Annotated in this window: 14 protein-coding genes and 1 tRNA gene; 7 read left to right on the top strand and 8 right to left on the bottom strand. The window is 29.2% G+C overall.

Features of this window, described 5'->3' with window-relative positions:
- Positions 1–82: 82 nt before the first annotated feature.
- The 5 genes from CUEA01_RS15725 to CUEA01_RS15705 all read right to left on the bottom strand — a co-directional run bounded on the left by CUEA01_RS15725 (position 83) and on the right by CUEA01_RS15705 (position 3,094).
- A tRNA-Gln gene (locus tag CUEA01_RS15725) sits at positions 83–159 on the bottom strand.
- Between the two features lie 67 nt (positions 160–226).
- Positions 227–733 carry a hypothetical protein gene (locus tag CUEA01_RS15720; RefSeq protein ID WP_234122631.1) on the bottom strand — a complete coding sequence of 169 codons (507 nt, stop codon included), beginning with the start codon at positions 731–733 and terminating at the stop codon, positions 227–229.
- A 232-nt stretch (positions 734–965) separates the two neighbouring features.
- On the bottom strand, positions 966–1,568 hold the full coding sequence (locus CUEA01_RS15715; RefSeq protein WP_234122630.1) for a J domain-containing protein: 603 nt from the start codon (positions 1,566–1,568) through the stop codon (positions 966–968).
- 128 nt (positions 1,569–1,696) lie between these two features.
- Positions 1,697–2,548, bottom strand: a complete 852-nt coding sequence (locus tag CUEA01_RS15710; protein ID WP_234122629.1) for a DUF5685 family protein — start codon at positions 2,546–2,548, stop codon at positions 1,697–1,699.
- Positions 2,549–3,094 (bottom strand): class IV adenylate cyclase, encoded by a 546-nt coding sequence (locus CUEA01_RS15705; RefSeq protein ID WP_234122628.1) that lies wholly within the window; start codon positions 3,092–3,094, stop codon positions 2,549–2,551.
- A gap of 150 nt (positions 3,095–3,244) precedes the next feature.
- Here CUEA01_RS15705 and CUEA01_RS15700 point away from each other — a divergent pair, with 150 nt between their 5' ends.
- The 4 genes from CUEA01_RS15700 to CUEA01_RS15685 all read left to right on the top strand — a co-directional run bounded on the left by CUEA01_RS15700 (position 3,245) and on the right by CUEA01_RS15685 (position 6,133).
- Positions 3,245–3,760 carry a DUF6106 family protein gene (locus CUEA01_RS15700; protein WP_234122627.1) on the top strand — a complete coding sequence of 172 codons (516 nt, stop codon included), beginning with the start codon at positions 3,245–3,247 and terminating at the stop codon, positions 3,758–3,760.
- Between the two features lie 78 nt (positions 3,761–3,838).
- Complete coding sequence (locus tag CUEA01_RS15695; RefSeq protein ID WP_234122626.1) at positions 3,839–4,876, top strand: nucleoid-associated protein; 1,038 nt, start codon at positions 3,839–3,841, stop codon at positions 4,874–4,876.
- 538 nt (positions 4,877–5,414) lie between these two features.
- Positions 5,415–5,930, top strand: coding sequence for a DUF4825 domain-containing protein (locus CUEA01_RS15690; RefSeq protein WP_234122625.1), 516 nt, complete (start codon positions 5,415–5,417; stop codon positions 5,928–5,930).
- A 59-nt stretch (positions 5,931–5,989) separates the two neighbouring features.
- Positions 5,990–6,133, top strand: a complete 144-nt coding sequence (locus CUEA01_RS15685) for a hypothetical protein (protein WP_234122624.1) — start codon at positions 5,990–5,992, stop codon at positions 6,131–6,133.
- Positions 6,134–6,195: 62 nt separating this feature from the next.
- Here the strand turns inward: CUEA01_RS15685 and CUEA01_RS15680 are convergent, their stop codons facing one another.
- A complete protein-coding gene (locus CUEA01_RS15680; protein ID WP_234122623.1) occupies positions 6,196–6,405 on the bottom strand; it encodes a (2Fe-2S)-binding protein in 210 nt (69 codons plus the stop codon).
- Between the two features lie 449 nt (positions 6,406–6,854).
- Between CUEA01_RS15680 and CUEA01_RS15675 the strand changes: the two genes are divergently transcribed.
- The gene (locus tag CUEA01_RS15675) at positions 6,855–7,499 is read left to right on the top strand and encodes a CPBP family intramembrane glutamic endopeptidase (RefSeq protein WP_234122622.1); all 645 of its coding nucleotides are present in this window, start codon (positions 6,855–6,857) and stop codon (positions 7,497–7,499) included.
- 408 nt (positions 7,500–7,907) lie between these two features.
- Here CUEA01_RS15675 and CUEA01_RS15670 read toward each other — a convergent pair whose 3' ends face one another.
- On the bottom strand, positions 7,908–8,288 hold the full coding sequence (locus tag CUEA01_RS15670; RefSeq protein WP_234122621.1) for a DUF4363 family protein: 381 nt from the start codon (positions 8,286–8,288) through the stop codon (positions 7,908–7,910).
- Entirely contained in the window at positions 8,285–8,977 is a 693-nt protein-coding gene (locus CUEA01_RS15665) for a YetF domain-containing protein (protein ID WP_234122620.1), read from the bottom strand. The genes CUEA01_RS15670 and CUEA01_RS15665 overlap by 4 nt, the downstream gene beginning before the upstream one ends.
- A 238-nt stretch (positions 8,978–9,215) precedes the next feature.
- On the opposite strand from CUEA01_RS15665, the gene CUEA01_RS15660 reads away from it, so the two are divergent.
- Together CUEA01_RS15660 and sdaAB are read left to right on the top strand one after the other, a co-directional pair.
- Complete coding sequence (locus tag CUEA01_RS15660) at positions 9,216–10,877, top strand: nucleoside kinase (protein ID WP_234122619.1); 1,662 nt, start codon at positions 9,216–9,218, stop codon at positions 10,875–10,877.
- A 14-nt stretch (positions 10,878–10,891) separates the two neighbouring features.
- Positions 10,892–11,578 carry an L-serine ammonia-lyase, iron-sulfur-dependent subunit beta gene (gene sdaAB / locus CUEA01_RS15655; RefSeq protein WP_234122618.1) on the top strand — a complete coding sequence of 229 codons (687 nt, stop codon included), beginning with the start codon at positions 10,892–10,894 and terminating at the stop codon, positions 11,576–11,578.

The raw sequence follows: 11,578 nt of genomic DNA, 5'->3' as shown, positions 1-11,578 counted from the left end.
GTAGTATCTAGTAATTATAAATTACACATTGCATATTGTCAAGATAATTTAAAAAAAGTTTCAAGATAAACTTGAAACTTTTTGGCTGCCCTAGCAGGACTCGAACCTACAGAATGCCTGATCCAGAGTCAGGTGCCTTACCAATTTGGCTATAGGGCATTAAGCTTGTCATTGACTAGCAACAACAAATATTATTATACCATTTTTTTTTATTGTGTCAATATATTTATTTTAAATTTTTAATAAAACGTCTATCGATATATGAAATAAACAAAGTTATAACATAATCGCATAAAAGAAATATTGGCTCTGAAATTAGTATAATAATGTAAAGTGGTAATTTAATATTACTTGTATTAAAGAATAAGGTTTTGTATATTAAAAATATTATAAAAATTGCGGCATTATAAAAAAGAAGTTTTAAAAAAATTTCTAAATATAACTTCCTAAGTTTTTCAATATATAATTTTACAAAGCCGTAAGTTCCAAATAGAATTATGTATGAAAATACATTAATTCTTATCCCTAACAATAGAAAGCTTAGTATTGATGAAGCAGCGTAAACTAAAATTGAATTTTTAACACCAGTTGTCAGAATTGAAATTGGAATAATGCAGCAAGCAATTGCTAAAATATATAGCTTATTTATTGGAAGTATTGAAGATAAATAAATTAATAAAACTGAAAGTGCTGTATAAAAGCTGCTTCTAGTTAAATTTTTGGTGGTATTCATTAAAAAATCCCCCTTTTTATTCAGAGTACGGAGTACAGAGTACAGTGAAGGGTGATTTACCTTTCCTTACGTCAGGTAAATCTTAAACTTAACTGTTGTTAGCTTTGCTAACAACAGTAATGATGCGATTGCGTAAGCAATCAAAAATAAGTTATAAGATTTTCTGTAGCAAGCGGAAGAAAATCATCCTTCATTGTACTCTGTACTCTGTAATTTGTACTCTGTCCTAGTATTAGCATCCTCCGCCCATTCCGCCGCCAAGGCAGTCACATATATTTTCTGCACACCATAAGCTTATACATAAATTGCAAAGGTCATCTCTATCATTATAACCACGGTTATTATATGGTCTTCTATATGAATTATTCATTCTAGCTAAATTTTCGAAAGCATTTCTATACTCAGGATTTGTTGGATTTAGGTTGCATGCATTTTGTAGGTAATTATAAGCATTATCATACCAGCCTTTTTTCAAACAAACATTTCCCATTAAGAAAAACCATTCAGCATCTCGTGTTCTTATACTATTTAATTTAGATTCTGCAGAATTTATGTCTCCTCTATTTAAATCACTTCTTATAGAATTATAATCAGTAGAAGTATAATTTGAACTATCGCTTTGAGAATAACTAGAATATGTATTTGAATTTGCATTTTTGGTGAGATAATCATAGGCTTCGTTTATTTCACGCATTTTTTGTTCTGCTAAATCTTTTAAAGGATTATCTCCATATTGATCAGGATGATATTTTTTAGCAAGTTCCCTATAAGCTTTTTTTATTTCATCTTGGCTTGCACCTTCATTTACTCCAAGAACTTCGTATGGGTTTCTCATAATTTTACACTCCTTTACTATAGATAAACCGTTTCAACTACCAAAATCAATTTGCATCAAAATGCCAAGAAGACGGCATTTTGATACAAATTAATTTTGAAGTTTCAAGCGGTTTATCCCTAATAGCATTATAAATTTAATTTTTTCATTTTATCAAGTAGGCCATATTGAAGTATATTGTATAGAATATCTACATTTGTTTTCATAGGAAGATTATTTAAGTAATCAAAGCAATTTCTACCACATAAGGTAAGTATAAAACTTATTTTATGTGATATAGTTTTTGAAAAATCTTCATAAGGTAGATTATCTATATTCATAGAAGAATTTATGGCGTTAAATTTTCCTTTTTCCATATCGTTCTTTAAATCATCATATGCATCTATAATATAAATCCATTTTCCTAGATTATAACCTATATTATAAAGTATGTCTTTAAGATTTTCATTTTTTGTGTAGGAAGAAATAATAAATCCAGTTAAATCGGAAAAAGGATGAGATAATTCATCTATACTTAACCGAGAATTAGTATTTTCCAATTTATGAAGCTTTAATAAGCTTTCTTTTATATAATTTGTATTAGTTTTAAGTTCTTTTGGAAATTTATTAAAATAAGTTTTTAGCAAAATTGATTTAAGCTTGCTTGCAGTGTTTTTATCATCCTCAGCATCATCCAGTAATTTATAATATACCAGTGAAATATTACAAAAAGCTGCATAATCAACAGCTGTGTTTTCAACTATAAAATGTTTTTTCTGTAGAGGATGAGCAATGCAGCGTCCTTGTTTAAGCGTGCAAGGTTTGTCATCTATTGAGTCAAGAAGCACAGCAAGAAAAGTCATGTCATAGTTTAAAATAAGCCTAGGTATATTACCGTAATTCTTTTTTAAAGAAACACATAGACCGCAGTAGTAAGCTTTAAATTTTTCATAATCTTTTATTTTTAATTCAGGTTTTAAGGGTGTAACATAACCAAACATTTATAGACCTTTAACTCCCTTATCATTTAGTATTTCATATATAGTTTTAGAAGTTGTATCTTTCATAGTATATCCTAAGAACTCCACAATCTCTTTTAATTCATCTTCATTAGAGGTTTCGATTTCTATGTAAGGAAAAGGGCAGAAGGATGTATCGTTTATATCTATTTCAATAAGCGAATTTTTAAACTTATAGCTTTCTCTATATTTTTTTATTGAACTGACATTTATAAGTCCAAGAGCCTCAAATATTCTTTTACCTTCGCTGCCAGAACTTATTATTGTTTCACGTTCATCCATAACTTTATATTTTTCTTGGCTTAGTAATTTTTTTACAGTCATATAGTAATAAGTTTTGTTATCTAGTAGGCTTTCTATAGTTCTTATTCTAGCATAACCTTTATTGTTTAATAATCTTCTATCTTCAAAATCATATATATCATTTATTTGATTTTCTTTTTTTACTACTTTTAATTTTAGTTCAACCATTTTATTTCTTATAGCATCAATATTTATATCTATAATTCTTGTTTCAATTTCATTCAAGCCTATCACCTCTTTTATGTATTATAACATATATTTAATAAGAATATTGTGTATAAATTATAAATTAAAACGTTTTAAGAATATAACTTTGTATGTTATAATTACATTGATTAAGCTATAGTTTGCAAAAAAGAATGGGGTGGGTAAAACATGCAAGATAATTTTTATGAGCAATTTGTAAAAGCAGAGAATACTACAATTTACAAAGTAGTAAAATTTGTGATGAAGGTGTCAATAGTGCTGGCATTTGTATATTTTATTTTTACAGCAATATTGGGAATATTGGGAATCATATTAACTATATTATGTGTTATAATATACATCGGCCTAAAATTTCTAAAAAGAAAGATTTATGTTGATTACGAATATGATTTTACAAATGGTGAAATTGATATAATAACAATAGGAGATAAGGTAAAGAGAAAATTAGTACTTAACTTTCAAATATCTTCAGTGCAATTGTTAGCACCAAAGGATAGTGATGAAGTTAAAGATTTTCATAATAAACCAAGTAAACTAATAAGAGCTCATGCAAAAGATACAAATGAAAAAGTATATACTGCATTTATAGATAGTGGAGCTAGTAAAGTGCAGCTTGATTTTATACCTGATAAGGAGTTTTTGGATTTGTGTTTTCATAAAAATCCAAGGGCTGTTAAAAGATAAGTTTGGATTTATATATAGATAACTTGAAAAGTAGGTATTATAAATACTAAAACATAATAATAATAAAGTGGTGATAGTTTGCAATATATAAATGATGTAAGTATTAATGAAGCGGTTATCCACATACTGGATAATAATTCTGGTGAAGTTGTTTTTGATGAAATTGGATTAGTTTTAAATGATGAGACCTATGAATACATATTGAGGCATGTAAAAAAATGCCTTAAGGATGAGGAACTTAAATATGCTGTATTTGACCCTGAAAATACTGATACTAATGAATCTGCCCAGGGTTATTTAAATGGAAGTGATGGTCTTATTCCTGTTTCAAAGCATTTAGCATCCAGACTTTTTTCAATAATGAAATCAAAAGGAAGTATACCGTCTTGTGATTTACTTGTAGTATCTATTGCAACAGAATATGGACCTATGCTTGCCATACTTAAAATGGATTACGTAAAAAATTATACACATACAATAGATGTGGTTGAAGATAAGGTTGGAATAAATATAATTCCACAATTTATAGGTTTACCTGCAAGCGGTCAAAGAATACAAAAGTGTGCTTTTATAAAGCTTAAGCAGGAGGAAAATAAATTTGATTTAATGGTTATTGATAAACAGCCTAGCAATAAAGATGATGAGAATTATGGTTCGAATTATTTTATAAGCGATTATTTGGGATGTACAATAATTAATAGTGAAAGAGATTTGACAAAAAGCTTTGTGAAGGCTGCCGAAAAATGGACTCAAAAAAATTTAAAAGATAATGCAGATGGTGCAGAAGTAGTTAGAAGTTCCATAAAGAAAAAGCTTAAAGAGGAAGATGCTTTGGATATAAATACATTGTCCGATGAGGTCTTTGGTGAAAACGAAGAAGTCAAAGAAAGTTTTGTTCAGTTTGTTAAGGAACAAGGAGTAGAAGATAAAATAGAAGTTGACAAACAATGGGTAGAAACTAAAATGAAAAGAACAAGATTAAAAATCGATAAGGACATAGATGTTTATATCAATGAAGAAGCGTATAATGATGCTAGCAGATTTGAAATAAAAAGAAATGGCGACGGAACTATAAACATGGTCATAAAGCAAATTAGAAACTATGTGGAAAAATAATAATTAAAATTGTAGAAGTAAAAGGTGCTGGTGCACTAAAAATTATTTTATCAGTAATTTTAAATATTGCGAAGCAACTCAAGTGAAGGTTTTTAACGATGCTTTGCACGTTAAAAGGTTAACTTTTTCACTATGTGAAAAGTGAAGGGTTTGACATAGCTACGCTTGTCAAAGGTGAAGGATTTTGCCTTCGGTAAAAAGTAAATGTTGATTTTCCTCCGCTTTGCTATGGAAAATCTTTAATTTAAATTTATAATTTTTACGTAGCAAGGCGGAGGAAAAATAACCTTAACTTTCGGCTTTAACGTGCACAGCATCGTTAAACCCTTCACTTTTCGCGTAAGTGAAAAAGTTAGTCTTTTAATGAGCGGGGCGAAATTAAAATCCTTCACTTGATTTGGTTCGCAATAATTTTAAATTGTGATCGAATATTTTTTGGTGTTATAGCACCTTTTAATATAACCATGTAAAAGTATATCGACATATATGAGTAATTACTGTATATTTATATTACATATATAGTAAAGGAAGTGAAAATATGAAGAATAAAATTAAAATATTATTACCAATAATGTTTTTTTTATCATTAATTATAGCTGGATGCGATGGTAATTTCGCAAAAATATCAGATAAAAATGAATCTCAAGTTAAAGTATCAGATTTGTTAAAATATAAAAACTCATATATAGGTGATAATTCTGCTGTAGGCAATATAATATCAAAGTTGCCGGGGAATACTTATAGTGCAGGATTTAGCTTGGAAACTAAGAATTCACCATATGAAGTGACTATTAACTACAAACCCAATAACAATTCTAAGGTTGGAGAATATGATAGTTTTTGGGCAAGTAAAAAGCCTGATGAATTTTTGGAGAAAAATGCAGTTATATTGTTGGCACTTATAAAAAATGCAGATGTTGTACAATTTAATGTAGAAGATGTAGGGGACAAGAATTATAAATATAATAGAAAAGACTTAGAAAAAAAATATGGTACTGATTTAAGAGTTTTATTTAAAGATGAAGCTTCCGCTAAAAAATTTCTCAATGAGTAGGAAATAAAGGATAATAAAATATAAGAATGTAATTTATAGTACATGCATATATTAATACCATGAATAAACAAGGAGCAGCTAATATGGAAGATATGTCTATATTGGAATTCTTATATATAGTATTTATTATATCAGCAGCAATATCGTTCTTTTTTATACTACTTCCAGAATATATAATAAATTTATTTAAAAATAAAAAGTGATTAAAGTTAAGTCAGTTTAAATAAGGATATAGCACTAAAAAATCTTTTAGTGCTATATCCTATTATTTTGCACTGTCAATTAGTTCCTGTATTTTATAGGAACATCTTCTGCCGCAGCAGCCCCCTGTAGTTGCACCAGTTGCTATTTTTACTTCTTCTAAAGTTTTAGCACCATTTCTGATTGCTTCTTTTATTTTAGCCCTAGATATTGCTTTACATATGCATACCTTGGTTAGTTTATCCATTATTTCTTCTGTTTTATTATTTTCCATGATAACACTCCTATCTAGTTTATATGTGTATACTTTGAAAAAAGTTAAATTTCCAATATAAAGTTTATCCTGATGAATTACAATTTAACATAGAGTACGGAGTACAGAGTACAGAGTACAACGAAGGATGATTTTTCTCCGTTAGCACTGCGAAAAATCTGAAAACTTATTTTTTTATTGCTACGCAATTGCGCTATTGATGGCGTTCAGCGAAGCTGACAACATTAAGTTTAAGATTTACCTGAGAGAAGCGAAAGGTAAATCATCCTTCACTGTAATCTGTACTCCGTCATCTGTACTCTGCGCTACAAATTGTACTTTGTTTATCTAGAAAAATTATAGCATAAGTAAAAATGATTTTCAACTAATAATAATTATTGACAGTGCTATTTTATAATTAATACTCATATATTTCAATAAGAAAAAGCAGTTGAGAAAAGGGGTAAGTTATGAAAGAACGCAAGTTAACTATAAAAGTAGTATGGATTTCTTATATTGTATTTATGCTAGGTTGGATTTTTAGGGTGTACTATATTGATTCTTTATATATGAACAAATATGTTGAAGAGGCTATAAGTGTTTTTATAAAAATAGTATGGTGGCTTGGATTCTCAATATTTCTTCTTAAGAGATATAATTGTGATTTAAATATTAAGTTAAAAGAAATGTTCACAAATAAATTAAGGTGTAGAATGCTGGTACCTATAATATTAATAGTAATCTTTTATCATATTGTAGGTATAATTTTATTACATAATGGAGTAGCACAAATGAAGTTAGAAACTTATGATTTAGTTGTTACGGTACTTACTGTTGGAATATTTGAAGAAAGCCTTTTTAGGGGATGGTTTTTGAATGCTTTTAGCAGTTTTATGTCAGAGAGAAAAGCAAATATTTTATCCTCTATATTATTTGTTAGTGCTCATTTCCCAGGATGGATACATGATTTAAATAAAGTATCATATATGTTTGAAACGGGAATAGGAATATTTATTTTGGGCTTAGTATTCGGCTTAGTATTTAGAAAAACTAAATCAATATGGGCAGCAGTGATTATACATTCTCTATGGGACTTAGGAGAGTTTCTAATGTAAATCAATGTGTTCAAATTATATGAGGTTTACAATATTTAAATATTGCGAAGCAACTCAAGTGAAAGTTTTTAACGATGCCTTGCACGTTAAAAGGTTAACTTTTTCACTATGTGAAAAGTGAAGGGTTTGACATAGCTACGCTTGTTAAAGGTGAAGGGTTTTACCTTTGGTAAAAAGTAAATGTTGATTTTCCTCCGCTTTGCTATGGAAAATCCTTAATTTAAACTTATAATTTTTCCGTAGCAAGGCGGAAGAAAAATAACCTTAACTTTCGGCTTTAGCCGAAAAGTTAACCTTTGACGTGCAATGCATCGTCAAACCCTTCACTTTTCACACAAGTGAAAAAGTTAGTTTTTTAACGAGCAGGGCGAAGTTAAGAGCCTTCACTTGATTTAGTTCGCATTAATTTTAGAATACGTTTTGCACATTAATTTTCTCCAAGTCCATTATATGTTCCAAAAGAAATCTCAAGGAATGAGTGGATTCCATAGCATCTTTTGCATCTTTGTATTTTATTGATTGTGATAGTTTTTCAAGTTCCATGCTTATATCGTCTATTTCCATGTGATGTATAAAGACAGAAGTTAAATTAGAATGTTCCTCCCACTGTTTAGAAAAGGTATTAAAGTGCTTTTCTGCATCTTCCCAGGATTTACTTTTTATTGAGTTTTCTATTTGGGTGTTAACGAGTAACATTGAGGCACAAGTTTTGTTTAAGTAATTTACAGAAACTAAACTTATTATAAATATAGCGGCAAATAAAATTACTGAAACTATTATATTTTTCATAAAGTGTCACTCCTGTCTTCTGTGTATCTTTGATAATAAAATTCACCACTAGTATCTAAAAGTGCAAGGAATACTTCCTTTGGCGAAGCTATACCATTTTTTTTGAGAGTATTCATAAGCCAATTAGCATCCTTGTGTATAATGGATAAGTTTTTTATATTAACTTTTCCGTCTGAAATTAAAGTTACTGGTATAGTTTCTTGCTTAGCTTTTATATTTAAATCTTGCTTTGTAGGAGCTGAAAGTGGTGTTTTAGGTATAAGAGATAATTGCCCACTTGTTTCTAAAATGGCATACTCAACATCTTCAACATTAAAAAAATTTTTTAATCGTAGCTCTTCCATAAGGTCATTAATATTTATTCTTTGATTACGCATTGCTTTAACATCTATTTTTCCTTTGTTTATCAGTATTGTTGGTTCACCACATAAAATTGATCTGGATTTTTCGCTTTTTAATTGTAATACAGATAAAATTATTTCAAGGATGAGTAAGGTTATTATGGGGATTACACCATGAAGTAAAGGAATTCTAGTATCCTGCATTGGCAAAGAAGCAAGTTCTGAAATCATTATTGCAATAACAAGTTCAAAGGGCTGAAGCTGACCAATTTGCCTTTTCCCCATTGATCTCATAGTAAGTACTACTAAAAAATATAATATTATTGTTCTAAGCATAACGATAAACATATAATCAGTCCTTTCTTAATATAAGTTGTAATAAAGCCCTTACATTGTGACCCCTAAAATATAACTGCTGAATAGGTTCGACCCTAGGATATTTTAAAAGTCAGAATGTATTAGAATTTTTACAACTTATATAGTTTTATTTTTTCAAAAAATGAGAAAAATATTAGTATATTGTGATACATTTTTATTTATTTTAAAGTATAATAATTAGAGACAAAATAAGTTTGGGGATGTTTTTATGGATGAATTAGTAGTGAAATTAAAAGATGGAAAAGAAGTTAAAGTAAATAAGGGCAGTGAATTTTATGAGGTAGTAAAAAAAAATAATTTAGATTTGGAGTCTCCCGTAGTTTTGGGAAGCTTAAATGGATATATACACGAATTGACATATAAATTTTATCATTCTGGAGATTTCGATGTAATAGATATAAGGAATCCAATAGGAATTAAAGTTTATCAAAGAACGCTTCAATTTGTGCTTATAAAGGCTGTGCAAGATTTATTTCCTGAAAGTAGGATTACCATAGAGCACTCGCTTTCAAATGGTATATTTGGTGAGATTTATAAAAAAGCTGGAGAATTAGACGAAGAAGATATTTTAAAAATAAAAAATAGAATGAAAGAAATTATTAAACAAGATATACCTATAAAAAAAGTGTCTGTTAATAGAAAAAGAGCAATTGAAATATTTGAAGGCTATGGTATGCAGGACAAAGTAAGAGTTCTTAAGTATATTCGTATAGAAAAGTTAAACTTGTATACACTTGATGGAAGGTATGACTATTTTTATGGATCAATGGCATATTCTACAGGTATACTTAAATATTTTGATTTGAAGTTTTACAAACCAGGATTTATACTTATGGTTCCAACAGAAAAGGATAGTGATAAACTGCCACAATTTGTAGAACAGAAAAAACTATCTCAGATATTTTACGAAACTGAAAAATGGGGAGAAATACTTGGCGTAGGAGATGTTGGAGCGCTAAATGACAAGGTTAAAAATGGGGATATTGTAGATATAATACGAGTTTCAGAAGCACTGCATGAGAAAAAAATAGCATATATTGCAGATATGATATACGCTAAAAAAGAGGCAAGGATAGTTTTGATTTCTGGACCTTCTTCCTCTGGAAAAACTACTTTTGCAAGAAGACTTGGAATTCAGCTAAGAGTAAATGGGTTAGTTCCAATAGCTATATCCTTAGATGATTATTTTGTTAATAGGGATAAGACACCTAGAGATGAAAATGGTGATTATGATTTTGAAGCTATAGAAGCGCTTGATGTTGATTTGTTCAATAAAAATTTGAAGGATTTAATGGATGGAAAAGAAGTTCAAATTCCAACTTTTGACTTTAAAAAGGGAGAAAGGGTTTGGGAAGATAAAAGAATGAAGCTTCCGTTAAATGGCGTTATTATAATTGAAGGAATACATGGACTTAATGAAAGGCTTACACCATCTATTAAAAGAGAAAAGAAATTTAAAATATATATTAGTGCGTTAACTCAACTTAATCTTGATAGCCATAATAGAATTTCAACCACAGATGCTAGGAAAATAAGGAGAATAGTAAGAGATTATCTTTCTCGCGGTTGCGATGCTGAGAGAACGCTTAAAATGTGGCCATCGATAAAAAGAGGAGAAGAAAAAAATATTTTTGTATTCCAAGAAGACGCGGATGTTATGTTTAATTCTGCGTTAGTTTATGAATTATGTGTTCTCAAAAAATATGCACTTCTTGAATTATCAAAAATTAAAGCCACAAGCAGTGTATATTATGAAGCTAAAAAGTTAAGAAGTTTTTTAAAGTTTTTTGAAGAAATAGATATGAAACGAGTTCCTGAAAACTCTATATTAAGGGAATTTATTGGCGGCAGTTGTTTTTATGAATATTAATAGGTGGTGACATAATGAAGGAATATAGTGTATTTGATATTTTAGGACCAGTTATGATAGGTCCATCAAGCTCACATACAGCAGGAGCAGCAAGACTTGGTAAAATTGCGCAGATAATAGCGGGAGGAAATGAAAGTATAAAAAGCGTGAACTTTGTACTTCATGGTTCTTTTTCTAAGACTTATAAGGGCCACGGTACAGATAAAGCTTTAGTTGCAGGAATTTTAGGTATGGACCCTTGGGATTCTAGAATAAGAAATTCTTTTGAAGTAGCAAAACAGGAAGGCTTAGAATTTAAATTTACAGGAGCAGAACTTGGAGATGTTCATCCTAATACAGTAAAATTTTTAATAGATAAAAAAGATGGTACTCAAATTGAAATAATGGGATCATCAATTGGCGGAGGGAACATAAAGATAATAGAAATAAACGGTCAGAGTATGGACTTCTCTGGGGATTATCCTACCTTGATAATATACCATAAGGATATACCAGGAATGATATCTAAAATAAGCACTATTATCTATGAAAATAATATAAATATAGCTTTCCTTAAAGTGTATAGGAGTGGAAAGGGAATTTCAGCATCAATGATTTTTGAAACTGATAATGTTGTTCCAGATAATTTAATTAATGAAATAAAGTCCTTAGAAAATGTAAAAGATGTAATTTCGATAAATCCCATTATGGAGTGTGAATAA

The organism is Clostridium hydrogenum, assembly GCF_021432385.1.
GTDB lineage: Bacteria > Bacillota > Clostridia > Clostridiales > Clostridiaceae > Clostridium_S > Clostridium_S hydrogenum.
This window is presented reverse-complemented; position numbering and strand designations above follow the sequence as displayed.

What these genes read in the sequence shown, in the direction of transcription:
- sdaAB (WP_234122618.1), top strand. Translation starts at nt 10,892, where the DNA reads ATGAAGGAATATAGTGTATTTGATATTTTAGGACCAGTTATGATAGGT.
- CUEA01_RS15700 (WP_234122627.1), top strand. Translation starts at nt 3,245, where the DNA reads ATGCAAGATAATTTTTATGAGCAATTTGTAAAAGCAGAGAATACTACA.
- CUEA01_RS15660 (WP_234122619.1), top strand. Translation starts at nt 9,216, where the DNA reads ATGGATGAATTAGTAGTGAAATTAAAAGATGGAAAAGAAGTTAAAGTA.
- CUEA01_RS15715 (WP_234122630.1), bottom strand. Translation starts at nt 1,568, where the DNA reads ATGAGAAACCCATACGAAGTTCTTGGAGTAAATGAAGGTGCAAGCCAA.
- CUEA01_RS15720 (WP_234122631.1), bottom strand. Translation starts at nt 733, where the DNA reads ATGAATACCACCAAAAATTTAACTAGAAGCAGCTTTTATACAGCACTT.
- CUEA01_RS15690 (WP_234122625.1), top strand. Translation starts at nt 5,415, where the DNA reads ATGAAGAATAAAATTAAAATATTATTACCAATAATGTTTTTTTTATCA.
- CUEA01_RS15685 (WP_234122624.1), top strand. Translation starts at nt 5,990, where the DNA reads ATGAATAAACAAGGAGCAGCTAATATGGAAGATATGTCTATATTGGAA.
- CUEA01_RS15680 (WP_234122623.1), bottom strand. Translation starts at nt 6,405, where the DNA reads ATGGAAAATAATAAAACAGAAGAAATAATGGATAAACTAACCAAGGTA.
- CUEA01_RS15710 (WP_234122629.1), bottom strand. Translation starts at nt 2,548, where the DNA reads ATGTTTGGTTATGTTACACCCTTAAAACCTGAATTAAAAATAAAAGAT.
- CUEA01_RS15670 (WP_234122621.1), bottom strand. Translation starts at nt 8,288, where the DNA reads ATGAAAAATATAATAGTTTCAGTAATTTTATTTGCCGCTATATTTATA.
- CUEA01_RS15675 (WP_234122622.1), top strand. Translation starts at nt 6,855, where the DNA reads ATGAAAGAACGCAAGTTAACTATAAAAGTAGTATGGATTTCTTATATT.
- CUEA01_RS15665 (WP_234122620.1), bottom strand. Translation starts at nt 8,977, where the DNA reads ATGTTTATCGTTATGCTTAGAACAATAATATTATATTTTTTAGTAGTA.